At 70.9% G+C, this 18,273-nt stretch carries 17 protein-coding genes; 11 read left to right on the top strand and 6 right to left on the bottom strand.

Annotated features, from left to right (window positions below):
• Positions 1 to 27 precede the first annotated feature (27 nt).
• From ACLVWQ_RS09255 to ACLVWQ_RS09235, 5 genes are all read left to right on the top strand, one after another.
• Complete coding sequence (locus ACLVWQ_RS09255) at positions 28 to 960, top strand: cellulose-binding protein (protein WP_414107745.1); 933 nt, start codon at positions 28 to 30, stop codon at positions 958 to 960.
• Positions 961 to 1,199: 239 nt separating this feature from the next.
• Complete coding sequence (locus ACLVWQ_RS09250; protein ID WP_414107743.1) at positions 1,200 to 2,210, top strand: ABC transporter ATP-binding protein; 1,011 nt, start codon at positions 1,200 to 1,202, stop codon at positions 2,208 to 2,210.
• A gap of 5 nt (positions 2,211 to 2,215) precedes the next feature.
• A complete protein-coding gene (locus tag ACLVWQ_RS09245; protein ID WP_414107742.1) occupies positions 2,216 to 2,986 on the top strand; it encodes an ABC transporter permease in 771 nt (256 codons plus the stop codon).
• Positions 2,987 to 3,097: 111 nt separating this feature from the next.
• The gene (locus ACLVWQ_RS09240) at positions 3,098 to 4,312 is read left to right on the top strand and encodes an ABC transporter ATP-binding protein (RefSeq protein ID WP_414107741.1); all 1,215 of its coding nucleotides are present in this window, start codon (positions 3,098 to 3,100) and stop codon (positions 4,310 to 4,312) included.
• Positions 4,309 to 5,154, top strand: coding sequence for an ABC transporter permease (locus tag ACLVWQ_RS09235; protein ID WP_414107740.1), 846 nt, complete (start codon positions 4,309 to 4,311; stop codon positions 5,152 to 5,154). Before ACLVWQ_RS09240 ends, ACLVWQ_RS09235 begins: the two co-directional genes overlap by 4 nt.
• A 34-nt stretch (positions 5,155 to 5,188) precedes the next feature.
• Here the strand turns inward: ACLVWQ_RS09235 and ACLVWQ_RS09230 are convergent, their stop codons facing one another.
• Positions 5,189 to 5,518, bottom strand: coding sequence for an ATP/GTP-binding protein (locus tag ACLVWQ_RS09230; RefSeq protein WP_414107739.1), 330 nt, complete (start codon positions 5,516 to 5,518; stop codon positions 5,189 to 5,191).
• Positions 5,519 to 5,736: 218 nt separating this feature from the next.
• Between ACLVWQ_RS09230 and ACLVWQ_RS09225 the strand changes: the two genes are divergently transcribed.
• The gene (locus ACLVWQ_RS09225) at positions 5,737 to 6,765 is read left to right on the top strand and encodes an LLM class flavin-dependent oxidoreductase (protein WP_414107738.1); all 1,029 of its coding nucleotides are present in this window, start codon (positions 5,737 to 5,739) and stop codon (positions 6,763 to 6,765) included.
• A gap of 106 nt (positions 6,766 to 6,871) precedes the next feature.
• On the opposite strand, the gene ACLVWQ_RS09220 is transcribed toward ACLVWQ_RS09225, so the two are convergent.
• Positions 6,872 to 7,264 (bottom strand): SCO5389 family protein, encoded by a 393-nt coding sequence (locus ACLVWQ_RS09220; protein ID WP_149511509.1) that lies wholly within the window; start codon positions 7,262 to 7,264, stop codon positions 6,872 to 6,874.
• Positions 7,265 to 7,551: 287 nt separating this feature from the next.
• Between ACLVWQ_RS09220 and nucS the strand changes: the two genes are divergently transcribed.
• Complete coding sequence (nucS, locus tag ACLVWQ_RS09215; protein ID WP_414107737.1) at positions 7,552 to 8,223, top strand: endonuclease NucS; 672 nt, start codon at positions 7,552 to 7,554, stop codon at positions 8,221 to 8,223.
• Between the two features lie 103 nt (positions 8,224 to 8,326).
• Here the strand turns inward: nucS and ACLVWQ_RS09210 are convergent, their stop codons facing one another.
• The 3 genes from ACLVWQ_RS09210 to ACLVWQ_RS09200 form a co-directional block, all read right to left on the bottom strand.
• Positions 8,327 to 10,894 carry an ATP-binding protein gene (locus ACLVWQ_RS09210; RefSeq protein WP_414107736.1) on the bottom strand — a complete coding sequence of 856 codons (2,568 nt, stop codon included), beginning with the start codon at positions 10,892 to 10,894 and terminating at the stop codon, positions 8,327 to 8,329.
• A gap of 292 nt (positions 10,895 to 11,186) precedes the next feature.
• A complete protein-coding gene (locus tag ACLVWQ_RS09205; protein WP_414107735.1) occupies positions 11,187 to 11,510 on the bottom strand; it encodes an STAS domain-containing protein in 324 nt (107 codons plus the stop codon).
• A 227-nt stretch (positions 11,511 to 11,737) separates the two neighbouring features.
• Complete coding sequence (locus ACLVWQ_RS09200; protein ID WP_414107734.1) at positions 11,738 to 12,586, bottom strand: 3-hydroxyacyl-CoA dehydrogenase family protein; 849 nt, start codon at positions 12,584 to 12,586, stop codon at positions 11,738 to 11,740.
• Between the two features lie 332 nt (positions 12,587 to 12,918).
• Between ACLVWQ_RS09200 and ACLVWQ_RS09195 the strand changes: the two genes are divergently transcribed.
• Positions 12,919 to 13,491 (top strand): cob(I)yrinic acid a,c-diamide adenosyltransferase, encoded by a 573-nt coding sequence (locus tag ACLVWQ_RS09195; protein WP_414107733.1) that lies wholly within the window; start codon positions 12,919 to 12,921, stop codon positions 13,489 to 13,491.
• A gap of 214 nt (positions 13,492 to 13,705) precedes the next feature.
• Here the strand turns inward: ACLVWQ_RS09195 and ACLVWQ_RS09190 are convergent, their stop codons facing one another.
• Positions 13,706 to 14,269: a hypothetical protein gene (locus ACLVWQ_RS09190; protein WP_414107732.1), complete on the bottom strand. Its 564-nt coding sequence runs from the start codon at positions 14,267 to 14,269 to the stop codon at positions 13,706 to 13,708.
• A gap of 152 nt (positions 14,270 to 14,421) precedes the next feature.
• On the opposite strand from ACLVWQ_RS09190, the gene ACLVWQ_RS09185 reads away from it, so the two are divergent.
• The 3 genes from ACLVWQ_RS09185 to ACLVWQ_RS09175 all read left to right on the top strand — a co-directional run bounded on the left by ACLVWQ_RS09185 (position 14,422) and on the right by ACLVWQ_RS09175 (position 18,248).
• The gene (locus ACLVWQ_RS09185) at positions 14,422 to 15,630 is read left to right on the top strand and encodes a sensor histidine kinase (protein WP_414107731.1); all 1,209 of its coding nucleotides are present in this window, start codon (positions 14,422 to 14,424) and stop codon (positions 15,628 to 15,630) included.
• The gene (locus ACLVWQ_RS09180) at positions 15,627 to 16,268 is read left to right on the top strand and encodes a response regulator (RefSeq protein ID WP_414107730.1); all 642 of its coding nucleotides are present in this window, start codon (positions 15,627 to 15,629) and stop codon (positions 16,266 to 16,268) included. The genes ACLVWQ_RS09185 and ACLVWQ_RS09180 overlap by 4 nt, the downstream gene beginning before the upstream one ends.
• A gap of 105 nt (positions 16,269 to 16,373) precedes the next feature.
• On the top strand, positions 16,374 to 18,248 hold the full coding sequence (locus ACLVWQ_RS09175; protein WP_414107729.1) for a glycosyl hydrolase family 18 protein: 1,875 nt from the start codon (positions 16,374 to 16,376) through the stop codon (positions 18,246 to 18,248).
• Positions 18,249 to 18,273 lie beyond the last annotated feature (25 nt).

Below are 18,273 nucleotides of genomic sequence, written 5' to 3'. Positions count from 1 at the left end.
TCACCGGTCTCATTCGACAGGAACCCCATGAGCGACACTTCCCCCTACGGCTTCGAGCTTGTGCGGCGTGGGTACGACCGCGCTCAGGTGGACGAACGCATTTCGAAGCTCGTCTCCGACCGTGACAGCGCTCTGGCCCGTATCACTGCTCTCGAGAAGCGCATCGAGGAACTCCATCTCGAAACGCAGAACGCCCAGGCCCAGGTAAGCGACGCCGAGCCGTCGTACGCCGGCCTCGGTGCCCGCGTCGAGAAGATCCTCCGCCTCGCCGAGGAGGAGGCCAAGGACCTGCGCGAGGAGGCCCGTCGCGCGGCCGAACAGCACCGTGAGCTGGCCGAGTCGTCGGCCCAGCAGGTGCGCAACGACGCGGAGTCGTTCGCCGCGGACCGCAAGTCCAAGGCGGAGGACGAGGGCGTCCGGATCGTCGAGAAGGCGAAGACGGACGCGTCCCAGCTGCGCCAGGAGGCGACGAAGGACGCGCAGTCGAAGCGCGAGGAGGCGGACGCCCTCTTCGAGGAGACCCGCGCGAAGGCCGCGCAGGCCGCCGCCGACTTCGAGACGAACCTCGCCAAGCGGCGCGAGCAGTCCGAGCGCGACCTTGCCTCGCGGCAGGCCAAGGCCGAGAAGCGCCTCGCGGAGATCGAGCACCGCGCGGAGCAGCTGCGGCTCGAGGCCGAGAAGCTGCGTACGGACGCCGAGCGTCGTGCCCGCCAGACGGTGGAGACGGCTCAGCGCCAGGCCGAGGACATCGTCGCCGATGCGAACGCGAAGGCCGACCGGATCCGGTCGGAGTCCGAGCGTGAGCTCGCGGCGCTGACGAACCGGCGTGACTCGATCAACGCTCAGCTCACGAACGTGCGTGAGATGTTGGCGACGCTCACCGGTGCGGCGGTCGCTGCGGCGGGGGCGCCCGAGGACGAGCCGGTCACCCGTGGGGTGCCGGCTCAGCAGACCCGGTAGGTCGTACGGGTCCGTCGCGTAGAGGTTCGCGTACGGGTCCGTCGGGTACGGCTTTGGGTTGTGGGTGAGCTGCGGGTCGGCTGTGGCTGGTCGCGCAGTTCCCCGCGCCCCTTGAGCAGTTGCGGCTGGTCGCGCCCACGCGGCGGAGCCGCATATCGATGCGGCCCGCTGCCGAACCTGGTTCCAAGCCCTCTGTCACTCCGGTGGCAGGGGGCTTTGGTGCGTTCTAGCGTGGGGGCATGATCGAGCTTGAGGGGCTGACCAAGCGGTACGGCGAGAAAGTGGCGGTGAATCATCTGACGTTCGCCGTGCGGCCCGGGATCGTCACCGGGTTCCTGGGGCCGAACGGGGCCGGGAAGTCCACGACGATGCGGATGATGCTCGGGCTCGACCGGCCGACCGCGGGGGACGTCCGGATCGACGGGCAGCACTACGACCGGCTCAAGGACCCGCTGAAGTACATCGGCGCCCTCCTCGACGCCAAGGGCATGCACGGCGGCCGCAGCGCGCAGAACCACCTCCTGTGCCTCGCGCAGAGCAACGGCATCCCCAGGAGCCGGGTGCGCGAGGTCCTAGACGCCGTCGGCCTCACCGCGGTGGCGAAGAAGAAGGCCAAGGGCTTCTCGCTCGGCATGGGCCAGCGCCTCGGCATCGCGGCCGCGCTGCTCGGCGACCCGCGGATCCTGATGTTCGACGAGCCGGTCAACGGGCTCGACCCCGAGGGCATCCACTGGATCCGCAACCTGATGAAGTCCCTCGCCGCCCAGGGCCGTACCGTCTTCGTCTCCTCGCACCTGATGAGCGAGATGGCCCTCACCGCCGACCACCTCGTGGTGATCGGCCAGGGCCGGCTGCTCGCCGACACGTCCATGGCCGATTTCATCCGGGAGAACTCCCGCTCGTACGTACGGATCAGGACTCCGCAGCGGGAGCAGCTGCTCGACGAGCTGCACCGGGGCGGTGTCACGGCCGTCGAGGCGGGCGGCGGCACGCTGGAGGTGGACGGCGTCCCGTCGCAGGACCTCGGTGAGCTCGCCGCCCGGCACGGGATCGTGCTGCACGAGCTGAGCCCCCAGCAGGCCTCGCTGGAAGAGGCCTTCATGCAGCTCACGGCGGAGTCGGTGGAGTACCACGCGCACAGCGGCACGCCTCCCACCGGCGCGCCTCCCGTCGATACGTCGCTCTCCGCACCGCCGCCTCCCGGGGAGCAGCCGCGACCGCAGTGGGGCTCCGACTGGAAGAAGGGCTGAACTCCATGGCCGCGACCCAGGTCCTCAGGTCCGAGTGGACCAAGATCCGGTCGGTGGCGTCCACGGTGTGGACGCTGAGTCTCGCCGCCGTGGTGACCGTCGCGCTCGGCGCGCTGATCTCGCTGCTGTCCAAGAACGAGTTCGACAAGATGGACCGCGCCGACCGGCTCTCCTTCGACCCCACCTACATCAGCTTCGCGGGGACGAGCCTCGGCCAGCTGGCGATGATCGTGTTCGGTGTGCTGGTGGTGGGCAACGAGTACAGCACCGGCATGATCCGCACCTCGCTCTCCGCGGTCCCGCAACGCGGCACGTTCCTCGCGGGCAAGCTCGCGGTGGCGACCGCGCTCGCCTTCCTCGTGGCCCTCGTGACCAGCTTCGTCACCTTCTTCCTCGGCCAGGCGATGCTCGGCTCGCACCGGGCCTCGATCAGCGACCCGGGTGTGCTGCGCGCGGTCATCGGCTGCGCCCTCTACATGACGCTCATCGCCCTCTTCTCGATGGGCGTCGCCTCGATGCTCCGCAGCCCGATGCTCTCCCTCGGCGTCCTGATGCCGTTCTTCTTCCTGATCTCCAACATCCTCGGCAACGTCCCGGCGACCAAGAAGATCGGCCGGTTCCTGCCGGACCAGGCGGGCAGCAAGATCATGCAGGTGGTCACCCCGATCGACGACGACGTGCCGTACGGGCCCTGGGGCGGCCTGGGGATCATGGTGCTGTGGGTGATCGCGGCGGTGGCCGGCGGGTACGTACTGCTGAAGAGGCGGGACGCGTAGGGCTCAGGTTTTTTACCTGGAATTGAGGGGAACCGTCAGCGCCCCGATATCCTCCTAACCCTTACGGGGGCGTGCGCCCCGACGTCCTGAACCTTTCGATGGGTGCGGAGAATGATCGAGGCAGTCGGCCTGACGAAGCGCTACGGCGACAAGACAGCCGTGTACAACCTTTCCTTCCAGGTCAGGCCGGGCTCCGTCACCGGCTTCCTCGGCCCCAACGGCTCGGGCAAGTCGACGACCATGCGGATGATCCTGGGGCTCGACAACCCCACCGCCGGGCAGGTGACGATCGGCGGCTACCCGTACCGCAGGCTGCCCAACGCCCCGCGCCAGGTCGGCGCGCTGCTCGACGCCAAGGCCGTGCACGGCGGCCGGCACGCCCGCAACCACCTGCTGTGCCTGGCGCAGCTGTCCGGCATCCCGGCCCGCCGGGTGGACGAGGTGCTGGGTGTCGTGGGGCTCCAGGACGTGGCGAGAAAGCGCTCCAAGGGTTTCTCGCTCGGCATGGGCCAGCGGCTCGGCATCGCGGCCGCGCTGCTCGGCGACCCGCAGGTGCTGCTGTTCGACGAACCGGTCAACGGGCTCGACCCCGAGGGCATCCTCTGGGTGCGCAACCTGATGAAGTCCCTGGCCGCGGAGGGCCGGACCGTCTTCGTCTCCTCGCACCTCATGAGCGAGATGGCCGTCACCGCGGACCACCTCATCGTGATCGGCCGCGGCCAGTTGCTCGCGGACATGAACATCCGCGACTTCATCTCGCACAACTCCGCCGACTTCGCGCGGGTGCGCACCCCCGACACCGAGCCCCACCAGCGCGAGAAGCTGACGGCCGCGCTCACCGAGGCGGGCGGCCAGGTGCTGCCCGAGCAGGACGGCGGGCTGCGTGTCACCGGGCTGCCGCTGCCCCGCATCAGCGACCTCGCGCACGACGCGGACGTCCGGCTGTGGGAACTCTCCCCGCACCAGGCCTCGCTGGAGGAGGCGTACATGCGGATGACGCAGGGCGCCGTCGACTACCGCTCGACCACCGACCAGCGCGCGGGCCTCCAGCAGCAGCTGCCGCCCGGGGCGATGCCCCCGCCGCAGATGCCGGTACCGGGACAGGGCCAGCCGGGCTGGTACGCACCGCCGCCGCCCCAGCAGGGCGGGCAGCCCTTCGCGATGCCCCAGGGGCAGCCCCAGGCGGGCCCGTACGGCGCTCAGGGCGCCTTGGGCGCCGGGGAGCCCAATCCGTACGCCGCGCCCGTCCAGCCCGCCCCCGCGGGGCCCGCCGCCGCGCAGCCCTCCGCCGCCGCCGACCTGACCAAGCCCGAGGACGCCCGATGAGCACGCCCCAGCCGCAGTCGCAGCAGCAGGCCGCCCCTGCCCCGAACTGGCAGTCGGCGCCCGGGAACACGTACACCTCGCCGATCCCGGTGACGCGCACCCACCTCGGGCACGCGCTCACCTCGGAGTGGACGAAGATCAAGTCGGTGCGCTCCACGATGTGGACGATCGGTGTCTTCCTGCTCCTGGTCGTGGGGATCGGCCTCCTCGTCGCCGCCAACACGAGCGACGTCGACTACGGGGACACCCCCTACACGATCCCCGCCTTCTTCGGGCTGATCCTCGGGCAGATCTGCCTGATCACCCTGGGGGTGCTGGTGGTCTCGTCCGAGTACGGCACCGGCATGATCCGTACGACGTTCACCGCCTCGCCGCAGCGTCACCGGGTGCTCACGGCCAAGCTGCTGATCTTCTTCACCGTCGCGTTCGTCGTGTCGGCCCTGGCCATCGGGTTCGTCGGGCTGGCCACCTCGGGGATGCACAGCGGGGCGTCGGAGGTCTCGTGGATCCCGAGCGTCCTGAAGGGCGCGCTCTACGTGTCGCTGCTCGGGGTGCTCGCGCTCGCCGTGGGCTCGATGCTGCGGCACTCCGCCGGCGCGATCACCGCGATGCTCGGTCTGGTGCTGGTGCCGGCGATCCTGCCCGCGTTCCTGATGATCTCCGACAGCCTGAAGGCGATCGGCGAGAAGATGCTGGACTACAACGCCCCGAACGCGCTCGCCAAGATCTTCGAGATCGACGCCGAGGAGGGCACCGGCGGCCCGCAGCTCATCCTGCTCGTCTGTGTCACCGCGGCCGCCATCGCGGGCGCGTACGCGCTGCTGGAGCGACGGGACGTGTGAGACCCGTCCCAGGATTTGCCCCCTCGGGAGGGCGCTAGAACCTCGGCGCGTTACGGGACCGCTGCACCCTCGTGGTGCGGCGGTCCTTCGCGTTCCAGCACGACTTGTGCCAGTGCCTGCGCTCGTCCACGCCGGAGTGCTCGGGCCAGGCCACCACGTGCGGGACGCCGGAGGGGATCTGCTGGTCGCACCCCGGGCAGCGGTACGTCTTGCCCTGGGCGCTCGCGCCCGCCACGTGCCGTACGCTCCAGGACTCCCCCTGCCAGCTCTCGGACGACTGCCAGCCGCCGTACCGGTCGGACGGATCCTCGTCCGCGGCGCGGCCGGAGCCGACGGCGTGGGGACGGTTGCGACGCGGGGACACAGGACACCTCACGGAGCTATACAGGGAGCACGGGCTGTGTCCAGCCTACGCGGAGCACCCAGGGGTGCGTGTACGTCGCCTATCCACACGAATCCCCCGCACGGCCGGCTCATTCTGCAGACAATCCGCCAATCCCCCCACCAGGCCGTGTCCTTGGCACGTGTCAGACGGTTATGCGATGTGGGGGAGCCGCGTCGGCACAAGGAGGCAGGAGTGCGATGCGCGTAGGAAGTTTTGTTCTGGCGGCCCAGTTTCCCGGGCAGGGCCAAGGCGAGGCGCTGCACCGCGCGGTGCGGTCCGCGGAGGTCGCCGAGGAGTCCGGGCTCGACACGGTGTGGGTGGCCGAGCACCACTTCGTGCCGTACGGGACGTGCCCGTCGGCCGTGACGCTCGCGGCGTTACTGCTCGGCCGCACCCGTCGTATCCGCGTGGGCACGGCGGTCAGTGTGCTGCCCACCGTGCACCCGGTGGCGCTCGGCGAGCAGGCCGCGCTGCTGCACGTGACGTCGGGCGGGCGGTTCTCCCTCGGCGTGGGACGCGGCGGCCCCTGGGTCGACCTGGAGGTCTTCGGGGCAGGCCTGGAGGCGTACGAGAAGGGGTTCCCGGAATCACTCGATCTGCTGGTGCGCTGGCTGCGCCAGGCCTCCGTGGCGGGTGGCTCCGAGCGCTTCGGCTTCCGTGAGGTCCAGGTCGTCCCCAGGGCGTCGGAGGCCCTGTCCGGCGGTGAGAGCCCCGAGGTCGTCGTCGCCTGCACCTCGCCCGCGAGTATCCGGATGGCCGCCGAGCGCGCGCTGCCGATGCTGCTCGGCATGCACGTGGGGGACGAGGAGAAGGCCGAGATGGTCGCGCTGTGGACCACGTACGCACGCGCCGCGGGGCGCTCCCCCGACGAGATCGCCGGCACCTCCCACGTCTCGGCCGGGGTCGCGCAGATCGCGGACCGGCGCACGGAGGCCGTCGAACTGCTGCAGAAGGCCATGCCCGGATGGCTGAAGCAGGGCCTGGAGGCGCATGTGACGGTGGACGACCGCGCGCGGTCGATGCGCGACCCCTCCGCCTACACCGAACTCCTCTGCGGGCTGCACCCGGTGGGCACCCCCCGGCTGTGCGCGGACCGCCTCGCGGCGACCTCCGAGCGTACGGGGATCACGCGGTTCGCCCTCCTCGTGGAGGGCTCGGGCGATCTGGCCGCCACCGAGGAGAACGTGCGACGGCTGGGGTGCGAGGTACTGCCGCGGCTCCGGTGAGCCGGCCCGGCACCCGGGCCGGGCGGGCCCGAGCCGCCGGAAGCTTGCCGCTCCTGTACAGAACACCTCCCGCGTACGGAGCGGCAAGCTGTGCGGTATCACGGCATCAGCAGTCCCGGAACTCCGGCGACTGGTTCAGCAGCTGACTGCGCACTGATGTGAAGCGGGCCAGGGTGTCGTCCACCGAGCCGTCCAGCGGGAACACTGCCACGCGGTGGCAGTTCTGGAAGGCCAGCCTCACCCCGAAGTGCCTCTGCAACGCACCTCGTATCGCGTCACTCGCGAGGGCTCGCAGCAGCTGGCCCCGCGCCTGCTCGTCCGGCGGCGGCGTCTGGTTGTCGGCGAAGTTGCCGCCGTCCACCTTCAGCTGGGCCACCAGGGAGCTGATCATCTCCCATGCGTAAGGCAGGGAGGTCCGGACGCAGTCGACGAATTCCGCTTCGTCGACCTCGCCTCGCTCGGCCTTTTCGAGTAGGGCCGGTGAGACGTCCAGCGACATGGGTTCTCCTCTCGCACCCCCTCGGGAGAGGGGGCTGACGGACAGGGAAGGGGATCGCGACACCGAACACGCTGAGTACACGCATCGCGACCTCCCGTTCATACGGTAGGCAACTGTTCGTGGCCGCACCAGGACATCGGGCACACAGTGCGGTCCGGAGGTGCACACAACCGGCCACTTTCGAACAGGGCTTATCCGGGGAAACAGGGGCGCCAGGAGAAGCGCCGGTCGACGAGCCTCCTGGGCGGATCGCGCCGACCCGTACCGGTCGAGTAGCGTTGCCGACCATGCGTCTCGTCATTGCCCGCTGCTCCGTTGACTACGCGGGCCGGCTCACCGCCCATCTCCCGTCGGCCCCTCGCCTCATCCTCGTGAAGGCGGACGGCAGTGTCTCGATCCATGCGGACGACCGGGCCTACAAGCCCCTCAACTGGATGTCGCCGCCCTGCACCCTGAAGGAGGGCTCAGGAGACGACGAAGGCATCTGGACCGTCGTCAACAAGGCCGGCGAGAAGCTCATCATCACGATGGAGGAGGTCCTCCACGACTCGTCGCACGAACTCGGCGTCGATCCCGGCCTGATCAAGGATGGCGTGGAAGCACACCTCCAGGAGCTCCTCGCCGACCGCATCGAGGTGCTCGGCGAGGGCTACACGCTGATCCGCCGCGAGTACATGACGGCCATCGGACCGGTCGACATCCTCTGCCGGGACGCGGACGGCGGCACCGTCGCCGTGGAGATCAAGCGGCGCGGCGAGATCGACGGCGTGGAGCAACTGACGCGCTACCTGGACCTGTTGAACCGCGACCCGCACCTCGCGCCGGTGCGCGGCGTCTTCGCGGCGCAGGAGATCAAGCCCCAGGCCCGCGTCCTGGCCACGGACCGGGGCATCGGCTGCACGGTCCTGGACTACAACGCGATGCGGGGCATCGAGGACGACAAGCTGCGGCTGTTCTGACGGCGGCGGGGCCCGCGCCACGGCCTCGACCGCACGGCATCGCCACGACATGACGGTGGGCCGGGTCCTTCCACAGGACCCGGCCCACCGCTCTGTGTCCGGCTCAGATCACCGTCGGCGAGCCTGACGGGCCGCTGTCCGCCGGGCTGCTCGCGGGGCCGCTGCTCTCGGCGGGGCTGGACGCGGGGCCGCTGGCCGAGTCGGAGGTGTCCGGTGACGACGGAGGGTCCGTGGGGTCGTCGGTGGGATCCGGCGACTCGGGCGGGTCGGTCGGCGAACTCGGCGGCGTGGTCGGCGGTTTCGTGGTCGGCGGCTTGGTCGTCGGCGGCTTGCTGGAGGTCGGCGGCTTCGTCGTGGACTTGGTCGGGCTCGGCTCCTTCGACCCGCTCGGGTCGTCCGACGGCTCGCCCGTCGACGTCGGCGTCGGGTCGTCCGCGGTCCCCAGGACGCCGTCCTCTCCCGCGTCGGTCGGCGGAGCCACCGGCTCCACGTCGCTGCTGCCCTTCTTCGGCCGGTCGGCGTCGAGCCCGCCGTCCTCGTCGCCCGCGGTGGCCGACGGGTTGGTGCCGACCTTCTCCGCGGGGGCGTTGTCGTCCGGGTTGGAGGTCGCGCCGAGCGTCACCACCGTGCCGAGCACGGCGGCGAGCAGGGCGCCCGCTCCGACGGCCACCAGATTGCGCCGGGTGCCGTTGACCAGACGGCCCCCGACCCCGCGGGCCTTCGCCGGGGCGGCGGGACCGCCGCGGTGCGTGATCAGGGTGGCGGGCTCGCCGGGGCCCTGCAGCGAGGGGACCGCCGCGAACGCGGCCGGTACGCCGCCGGGCGGCGACGCCGACTCCTCGTACCGCGCGTCGGGCACCTCCTCGCCCGCCATGGGACCGATGCCCGTGGGCGGTGTGGTCCCGGTGCGGTCCGCCACCAGGGCGAGGGCGCGCCGGCCCGCGACGGTGCCCCGCTTGTCGGAGAGGGCGCCGCGCAGGCCGATGGAGGCCTCCAGCTCGGCACGGGCCCGGTCGAACTGTCCGCCGCAGAGCGCGAGGACGCCCAACTCGTGGTGGAAATAGGCTTGATCCGAGACCTCGCCGGCGAGCCGGGACGCCTCGCTCCCCGAGCGCAGCGCGCGCTCCCAGGCGCTCCAGTGCAGTCCCGCGGCGAAGGCGGGCGCCGCGGTCCTGGCCAGCGCCACCGCGGGGGCGCTCTCCTCGTCCTCGGCCGGCGGCGCCGTGAGCGGCACCAGGGCGGCCAGCGCGGCGAGCACGGCGTCCGCCTCGGCGGCGACCCGCTCCGGCGTGACGGACGGATGTCCGGCCCACCAGGTGTAGTGCCGGGCGGCGGCCAGGGCCGTCGCCGGAGCCTCGGCCGCGTACCCCACGGCCTCCAGCTGGGTCTGTACGCCGGCCGCGAGCCGGTAGTGCGATCCGACCGGGGTGAGCAGCGCGCAGCCCACGAGCTCCGCGAGCGCGGCGTCCGCGTGGGTGTGTCCGACGAGGGCGGGCAGATGCGCCTGGTGCGGCACCTCGCCGCCCAGCGCGACGGCGAAGCGCAGCGTGGCGCGGGCCGACTCGCCGAGCCGGGAGGCGAGCAGCGCGGCGGGCGCGGCACCCTCGGCGAGCGAGGGCAGCGGCACGTCGGGGCTGTCCTCGGCGTCCGGGGGCGGCTGCGTGGCCGCGTCGTCGTAGGTGCCGGAGTACGGGTCGGAGTACGTGTCGGGACGGGCGTCCGGATAGCCGCCGGCCTCGCCGAAGGCGTCCGGGTCGGCGCGCAGTTGGTCGCGCTGGCGCAGCAGGGCGCCGGCCTGGACGAACCGCAGCGGGAGTCCCTCGGACTCGAACCAGAGGTCACCCGCCCAGTTGGCCTCCTCCTCGGTCAGGACGCGGCCGACGGCACGTTCGAGGAGTTCGAGGCCTCCGGCGCGGCCGAGACCGCCGAGGAAGACCTCTTCGAGGAGCGAGTCGGCGGACGGCGCGGCGACCTCGGGGGTCGCGGCGACCAGGAAGGCGCACTCGGGCGCCGCGTCGAGCAGGTCGTCGAGCGCGGCGCCGCCGAACTCCACGTCGTCCAGGACGACGACCGCGCCGATGTCGCGGACGAGTGCGAGCAGTTCGTCCTGTTCCGGTCGGTGCAGCGGCGCGTCGTAGACGGCGGCGAACAGTCCGTGCAGCAGATCGTCCGCCGTGCGGCGATGGCCGCTGAGCCGGATCACGCCGTCGGGCGCGAGGTCCGCGCAGTCGTCGGCGACGGCGTCCAGCAGAACGGTGCGGCCCGAGCCCGAGGCCGCGGTGAGCCGTACGGAGCGGCCGCGCGCGAGCAGGCGTACGAGCCGCTCACGCTCCTCCTGACGCTCCAGGAGCGGAAGTCTGTGCTGCGGGGCCCCCGGCGGTACGGGAGGCCGTGCGGCGCGGGCCAGGTCGGCCCGGTCGGACGCACTGAACTTCGTGGGCCGCGGCGGCCGCTCGCCCGGCGGGCAGAGCTCGATCTCGCTGCCGTCGACGGGATTGACGGTCACCAGGTGATCGCCCGCGACCAGTCGGACGGTACGGGCCGGAGCGGGTGTGTGCTGGGCACCGCCCTGCCCCAGCGCGTGCGTCAAAGGATCACGCGGTGGGCGCTGTCGCGGCGCCGAGCCGTCGTCGTGGCCGTACTCTTCGGGTCCCCGGTTTGTCGGGTCCATAGGTCCAAGCCCCCCAAAAGCGTCGTGTGCCGAGCCCCTCCCGGCCTGCCGCACACCGCGCTGTCGCTTCTGGTCCGGTGCCCGCTCACGGGTTCTGAAGTTGCGGGCAGCCGAACCCTAAACCTTCGCACAGTATCTATGAACACACGGGGTACCGCGCCGTCCGAGACGTCACAGCTTCGTGAGGATTGTTCGCGAGGTACGGGTTTCGTACGTCGCTTCCCATCCGGTCCCCGTCCGGTCTTCGCCGTTTGCGGCAGTGACGCGGGGCCGCGTACGGAGAAGGAGGGAGTCAGACCCGGGGCAGTGACTCGACCCCGATGCCGCCCTCGATCGCCAGGATGCGGTGGAGCCGGGTGGCCACCAGCAGGCGCTGCATCTGCGGCGGGACGCCGCGCAGCACAAGCGTCCGGCCGCACCGCCCCGCCCGCCGGTGGGCCCCCATGATGACGCCGAGTCCGGTGGCGTCCCAGGAGTCCAGCTCTGACAGGTCGAGCACCAGGTCGCCGACTCCGTCGTCGACTGCCGAGTGCAGGACCGTACGGGCGTCCGCCGCGCTGCGTACGTCGAGGCGGCCCCCGACGACCAGCTCGGCGTGGTCGCCCCTGATGTACATATGCGCTCCCCGAGAGTGCTTATTCGTCCTCAGCGTCTTCTTTGCGTCCTGTGTTGCAAGGACTGACTGCCATACCGGTGCAGAAGTTGCCCTCTGTAAGCGATCCGATACCGAAACCACTCCGACGAGTGACAGAGCGACGGGTCGAGGATCACCACGGAGTCAGTACGTGGATCAGTTGCGTGGATCAGTTGCGTGGATCGATCACGTGGATCACGTTGCGTGGATCAGTACGCGTAGAAGCCCTGCCCGCTCTTGCGCCCGATGTCACCGGCGTCAACCATCCGGCGCATCAGCTCCGGCGGAGCGAACTTCTCGTCCTGGGACTCGGTGTAGATGTTGCTCGCCGCGTGCAGCAGGATGTCGACACCCGTGAGGTCGGCGGTGGCGAGGGGTCCCATGGCGTGCCCGAAGCCCAGCTTGCAGGCGAGGTCGATGTCCTCCGCGGTGGCCACGCCCGACTCGTACAGCTTGGCCGCCTCGACGACGAGCGCCGAGATGAGCCGGGTGGTCACGAAGCCGGCCACGTCGCGGTTGACGACGATGCAGGTCTTGCCGACCGACTCGGCGAACTCCCGCGCGCGGCGAAGCGTTTCGTCACTCGTCTTGTACCCGCGGACCAGCTCGCAGAGCTGCATCATCGGGACCGGCGAGAAGAAGTGCACGCCGACGACCCGCTCCGGCCGCCCGGTGGCCGCCGCGATCTTGGTGATCGGGATGGCGGAGGTGTTGGACGCGAGTACGGTCTCGTCCTTCACCAGCTTGTCGAGCGTACGGAAGATCTCGTGCTTGACTTCGAGCTTCTCGAAGACGGCCTCGACGACGATGTCGACGTCGGCGACCGCGTCCAGGTCGGTCGTCGTGCTGATGCGGCCCAGCGCCTCCTCGGCCGCGCCGGCGTCCAGCTTCCCCTTGCTCACGAACTTGTCGTACGAGGCCTTGATGCCGTCGGTGCCACGGGTGAGCGCCGCATCGGTGACATCCCGCAGGACGACGTCCCAGCCGGCCTGTGCGGCGACCTGGGCGATACCGGACCCCATGAGTCCGGCTCCGATGACGGCGAGCTTCCCTGCCACTGTCCGACTCCCCTGCTTCTTCCCGGGGGCCGCGTCGATGTGCGGCTGCTGCCGCGCGACCCCGGACCCCAGCCGGCGAGGGGCCGGCTGGGACGACTGGCGTTGACATCGCGAGACAGCCTCGAACAACGCGCCCTCGAGTTGTCTCTCCGGCGGACCTTAGCGTCCGTGCGGTGCCGTGTGACCGGTAAGTAACGCGCGTCACGTCTCATCTGACGGACATCACACCGGGCAGCTCATTCCGCCGCCCGTACGGCCTAGTTGAGTGACCGGTGAGGCGTACGCGTGTTCCGAAGTGTTCCGAACAGCCGGGGCGTCACTACGCTGGCCGCATGGTCAATCTGACGCGCATCTACACCAGGACCGGCGACCAGGGCACCACCGCCCTCGGCGACATGAGCCGCACCGCCAAGACGGATCCGCGGATCTCGGCGTACGCCGACGCCAACGAGGCGAACGCGGCCATCGGCACGGCGATCGCCCTCGGGGACCTCGACGAGGAGGTCGTGAAGGTCCTCTCCCGCGTCCAGAACGACCTGTTCGACGTGGGTGCGGACCTCTGCACGCCGGTCGTCGAGAACCCCGAGTTCCCGCCCCTGCGGGTCGAGCAGTTCTACATCGACAAGCTGGAGGCGGACTGCGACCGCTTCAACGAACGCCTGGAGAAGCTCCGCTCCTTCATCCTCCCCGGCGGCACCCCCGGCGCGGCCCTCCTCCACCAGGCGTGCACGGTGGTCCGCCGGGCGGAACGCTCGACCTGGGGAGCCCTGGAGTCCCACGCCGAAACGATGAACCCCCTCACGGCCACCTACCTCAACCGCCTCTCCGACCTCCTGTTCATCCTGGCCAGAACAGCGAACAAGCAACTCGGCGACGTCCTATGGCTCCCGGGCGGCAAACGCTGACGCCGCCGGGGGCGCAGGTCTCAGGGGCGCGGGGAACGGCGCAGCCTCGTCGTCTCAGGGCCGCGGGAAACGGCGCAGCCTTGTCGTCCCAGGGGCGCGGGAAACGGCGCAATCTTTCAGGGGCGCGGGGAACTGCGCGACCAGCCCCCACCCACCCGCACCCGACACACCACCCCAGCCACCCCTCTCCCTCCCCTCCCGCACCTCTCCCCCCTCACCGTTTCGTCAGTTCCCCCGGAACAGACCCCGGCTCCTTCTTCGGCCACACCAGATACGTCAACGCGACCACCCCGTGAACCCCGGCCACCCGCCACGCAGTGAACCGCCAGCTCTCCAACGCCCCGGTCCGCCCCGCATCCCCCACGTACCAGATGGCGAGCTGCAACAACACCGTGGCGACACCAGCCGCCACCACCGTCCCCAGCCACACCTTCCCCTCGTGCCGCGCCCGAGGCATCCCGTACCGCGGCGCGACCGCAGGCCTCCCCGCCCCGCCGAGCCGATGCGCCGCATGCCCGTCGAGCCACTTCACCGTCCGGTGCCCGTGCCCGACGGTGTACCCGATGTACAGCGCCGCCAGCCCGTGCGCCCAGTTCGGCTCGGCGCCGTTCTTCAGGTCCAGCGCCGTGACCACCAGCAGCACGACCTCCAGCAGCGGCTCGCACAGCAACAGGGCGAGCCCCGTACGAGGCATCCGCAGCAGATACCGGCAGCCCAGCCCCGCCGCCAGCAGCACCCAGAAGCCGACCTCGCAGACGACGATCAATGTGACGATCACGGCTGACTCCTCTCGATCTCCCTTCCAGGCTCCCGTGCCCCCCGCCCCCGCTCGTCGTCGGCGGTGACGAACTCGCCCTGCATCCTTCGATGTACTCACGGACCGTCCCCCAGGATCAGGCGACGAGCGGGCGCTGCGTGTTGGATGGAGTCATGGCCACGCGACGCCCCCGCCCGCACCGCGACGACGTCCGTATCGCGCTCGCGGGACTGACCGGCGGGCTCCTCTTCTGGGGTGCCGGTCTCGCCAGCCGCCCGGCCGACGACCCGATCGTGCTCTGGTCGGGCCGCTGGCCGATCCTGCTGCCGCTCGCCGTGATCGCCGGCTGCGAGCTGCTGCGCAGGACCCACCCGCGCACCGGCCTGCTGGTGGGCGCCGCCGCGGTGACCCTCGACACCGTCACCGAGGGCAACCTCGTGTCCATCGTGATGTTCACGGACCTGGTGTACGCGGTCGTCCTGTACGGGGCAGCCACCAGCGCCCGCCGGCTCCTGTGGATCAGCGGACTGCTCACGGTGCTCGCCACCGTGGTGCCCTTCGCGCTCTGGCGGAAGCCGGAGGCACTGCTCATCGGCGTGGTCATCGGGATCGTGGTCTTCACCCCCGGCGCCACCGGCTGGGTCGTCCGCAACCACCGCGACGCCGCCGAGGCCGCCCGGCTGCGCGCCGACCAGACCGCCCTGCTCGCCGAGATCGACCGCACCCAGGCCGTCACCGCCGAACGCGCCCGGATGGCAAGGGAGCTGCACGACCTGGTGGCCAACCACCTGTCGGCGATCGCCATCCACTCCACGGCCGCGCTCTCCCTCGACGACCCGGACACCTCGAAGCGGGCCCTCGGTGTGATCCGCGAGAACAGCGTCGAGGGGCTCGCCGAGATGCGCCGCCTCATCGGCATCCTGCGCGACAGCAGCGGCGACACCGAGCCGGCCGCCGCGCCCACCCTGGACGGAGTCGGCTCCCTCGTGGACCACGCCCGCGCCAACGGTCTCGACGTCCACCTCGACATCACCCGCACCGCGCGCCCGGCCCCCGCCCCGGTCGAACTGGCCGCGTACCGCATCGTGCAGGAGTCCCTGACCAACGCCCTCAAGCACGCCTCCCCCGGCCGGGTCGCCGTCCGCCTCGCCCGACGCGACCACGCCCTGGACGTCTCCGTGACCAGCCCCTTCGGGGGCGCCCGGGACGACGGGCCGCGCGCCCCCGGTTCGGGCGCGGGCCTGGTCGGGATGCGGGAGCGGGCCGCCCTGCTGCAGGGCACGTTCGAGGCGGGCCCCGAACCCGGCCCCGCGGACGCGGCGGGCGGCAAGACCTGGGTGGTCCGCGCCACCCTCCCGATCACCGAAGGAGAAACCGCATGATCCGCGTGCTCGTCGCCGAGGACCAGTCCGCCGTACGCGCGGGACTCGTCCTCATCCTGGGCAGCGCCCCCGACATCGAGGTGGTGGGCGAGGCCGCGGACGGTGAGCAGGCGGTCGCCCTGGCCAGGGAACTACGGCCCGACCTCGTCCTGATGGACGTCCAGATGCCCCGCCTCGACGGGGTCTCCGCCACCCGCCAGGTCGTCGGGGAGGACCTCGCCGACGTCCTCGTACTGACCACCTTCGACCTCGACGAGTACGTGTTCGGCGCGCTGCGCGCGGGCGCCTCCGGCTTCCTGCTGAAGAACACCGAGGCGAGCCGACTCCTCGACGCTGTGCGCACGGTGGCGGGCGGCGAAGGGCTGATCTCTCCGGCGGTCACCCGCCGGCTGATCGCCGAGTTCGCCGCGAAGCCCGTCCGAGAGCCGACGGCCGACCCCGCCGTCCTGGACGCGCTGACCCCGCGGGAGCGGGAGGTCCTCTCCTGCCTGGGCCAGGGTCTGTCCAACGCGGAGACCGGGGTACGTCTCGACATGGCGGAGGCCACCGTGAAGACGCACGTCAGCCGCCTCCTGGGCAAGCTGGAGCTGCGCAGCCGGGTCCAGGCGGCCGTGCTGGCCCAGGAATTGGGCGTGTAACAAGTAGTCGCACCCCGCCCCCTCACTGGTCTGGACCTATTGACCTCTGGTCCAGACCTTTCTATTGTCCTGCGCACCTCACAAAACTCCCCCAAGGAGACGCGGATGCGCCTCGGACACAGACTCGGACACCGATCCGGGCACAGACCCGGCCCCAGATTCGGGCAGAGAGCCGTCGCAGGACTCACCACTCTGCTGCTGCCGTTCGCCGCCCTGGTAGGGCTCGCGAGCCCCGCCTCCGCCGCCACGTCGGCGACCGCCACCTACGCCAAGACCCAGGACTGGGGCACCGGCTTCGAAGGCAAGTGGACCGTCAAGAACACCGGGACCACGGCCCTCAGCTCCTGGACCGTCGAGTGGGACTTCCCCTCGGGCACCTCGGTCACCTCCGCCTGGGACGCCGACGTCACCAGCTCCGGCACCCACTGGACCGCCAAGAACAAGTCCTGGAACGGCACGATCGCGCCGGGCGCCTCCCTCTCCTTCGGCTTCAACGGCGCGGGCACCGGCGCCCCCGCCAACTGCAAGCTCAACGGCGGCAGTTGCGACGGCGGCCCCTCGGTCCCCGGCGACAACGCGCCTTCCGCGCCGGGCAAGCCCACCGCCTCCGACATCACCAACACCTCGGTGAAGCTCTCCTGGAGCGCGGCCACCGACGACAAGGGCGTCAAGAACTACGACGTCCTGCGCGACGGCGCCAAGGTCGCCACGGTGACCGGGACCTCGTACAGCGACACCGGCCTGACCGCCGGCACCGACTACTCGTACACCGTGCAGGCCCGTGACACCGCCGACCAGACCGGCCCGGTCAGCGGCGCGACCGCCGTGCACACCACCGGCGGCACCACCGACCCGCCGCCCACCGGCGACAAGGTCAAGCTCGGCTACTTCACCGAGTGGGGCGTCTACGGCCGCAACTACCACGTGAAGAACCTGGTCAGCTCCGGCTCCGCGTCGAAGATCACCCACATCAACTACGCGTTCGGCAACGTCAAGGGCGGCAAGTGCACCCTCGACGACGCCTACGCCGCCACCGACAAGGCGTACACCGCCGACCAGTCCGTCAGCGGCACCGCCGACACCTGGGACCAGCCGCTGCGCGGCAACTTCAACCAGCTGCGCCAGCTGAAGGCCAAGTACCCGCACATCAAGGTGCTGTGGTCGTTCGGCGGCTGGACCTACTCGGGCGGTTTCGGTGAGGCCGCCGCCAACCCGGCCGCCTTCGCCGCCTCCTGCAAGGCCCTGGTCGAGGACCCGCGCTGGGCCGACGTCTTCGACGGCATCGACATCGACTGGGAGTACCCGAACGCCTGCGGCCTGAGCTGCGACGCGTCCGGCTTCAGCTCCTTCAAGACCCTCACCCAGGCACTGCGCACCGAGTTCGGCTCCAGCTACCTGGTCACCGCGGCCATCACGGCGGACGGCTCCGCCGGCGGCAAGATCGACGCGGCCGACTACGGCGGCGCCTCGGCGTCCCTCAACTGGTACAACGTGATGACGTACGACTACTTCGGCGCCTTCGACGCGGACGGTCCGACCGCCCCGCACTCGCCGCTGACCTCGTACAGCGGCATCCCGACGGCCGGCTTCAACTCGGCCGACGCGATCGCCAAGCTCAAGAGCAAGGGCGTACCGGCGCAGAAGCTGCTGCTCGGCATCGGCTTCTACGGACGTGGCTGGACCGGTGTCACCCAGGCCGCCCCCGGCGGCTCGGCGACCGGCGCGGCTCCGGGCACGTACGAGGCGGGCATCGAGGACTACAAGGTCCTCAAGAGCTCCTGCCCCGCCACCGGCACGATCGCCGGCACGGCCTACGCCTACTGCGGCAACAACTGGTGGAGCTACGACACCCCGGCCACCATCGGCTCCAAGATGGCCTGGGCCAAGAGCCAGGGCCTGGGAGGCGCGTTCTTCTGGGAGTTCAGCGGTGACACCGGCAACGGCGAACTGGTGACAGCCATCAACAACGGCCTCAACTAGCGGCCCGAGCCCCGAAGGGCGCGGG

This window comes from Streptomyces sp. CWNU-52B, from assembly GCF_047444975.1.
In the GTDB taxonomy this organism is placed as follows: Bacteria; Actinomycetota; Actinomycetes; order Streptomycetales; family Streptomycetaceae; genus Streptomyces.
The sequence above is the reverse complement of the archived record's forward strand: the minus strand, read 5'-3'. Positions and strand labels throughout refer to the sequence as shown.

Bases quoted from the DNA above. Each gene is read 5' to 3' on its own strand.
- ACLVWQ_RS09220 (WP_149511509.1), bottom strand. From the start codon at position 7,264: ATGTCGCTGGACGTCTCACCGGCCCTACTCGAAAAGGCCGAGCGAGGC.
- ACLVWQ_RS09185 (WP_414107731.1), top strand. From the start codon at position 14,422: ATGGCCACGCGACGCCCCCGCCCGCACCGCGACGACGTCCGTATCGCG.
- ACLVWQ_RS09195 (WP_414107733.1), top strand. From the start codon at position 12,919: ATGGTCAATCTGACGCGCATCTACACCAGGACCGGCGACCAGGGCACC.
- ACLVWQ_RS09250 (WP_414107743.1), top strand. From the start codon at position 1,200: ATGATCGAGCTTGAGGGGCTGACCAAGCGGTACGGCGAGAAAGTGGCG.
- ACLVWQ_RS09180 (WP_414107730.1), top strand. From the start codon at position 15,627: ATGATCCGCGTGCTCGTCGCCGAGGACCAGTCCGCCGTACGCGCGGGA.
- nucS (WP_414107737.1), top strand. From the start codon at position 7,552: ATGCGTCTCGTCATTGCCCGCTGCTCCGTTGACTACGCGGGCCGGCTC.
- ACLVWQ_RS09175 (WP_414107729.1), top strand. From the start codon at position 16,374: ATGCGCCTCGGACACAGACTCGGACACCGATCCGGGCACAGACCCGGC.
- ACLVWQ_RS09240 (WP_414107741.1), top strand. From the start codon at position 3,098: ATGATCGAGGCAGTCGGCCTGACGAAGCGCTACGGCGACAAGACAGCC.
- ACLVWQ_RS09205 (WP_414107735.1), bottom strand. From the start codon at position 11,510: ATGTACATCAGGGGCGACCACGCCGAGCTGGTCGTCGGGGGCCGCCTC.
- ACLVWQ_RS09235 (WP_414107740.1), top strand. From the start codon at position 4,309: ATGAGCACGCCCCAGCCGCAGTCGCAGCAGCAGGCCGCCCCTGCCCCG.
- ACLVWQ_RS09255 (WP_414107745.1), top strand. From the start codon at position 28: ATGAGCGACACTTCCCCCTACGGCTTCGAGCTTGTGCGGCGTGGGTAC.
- ACLVWQ_RS09210 (WP_414107736.1), bottom strand. From the start codon at position 10,894: ATGGACCCGACAAACCGGGGACCCGAAGAGTACGGCCACGACGACGGC.
- ACLVWQ_RS09225 (WP_414107738.1), top strand. From the start codon at position 5,737: ATGCGCGTAGGAAGTTTTGTTCTGGCGGCCCAGTTTCCCGGGCAGGGC.
- ACLVWQ_RS09245 (WP_414107742.1), top strand. From the start codon at position 2,216: ATGGCCGCGACCCAGGTCCTCAGGTCCGAGTGGACCAAGATCCGGTCG.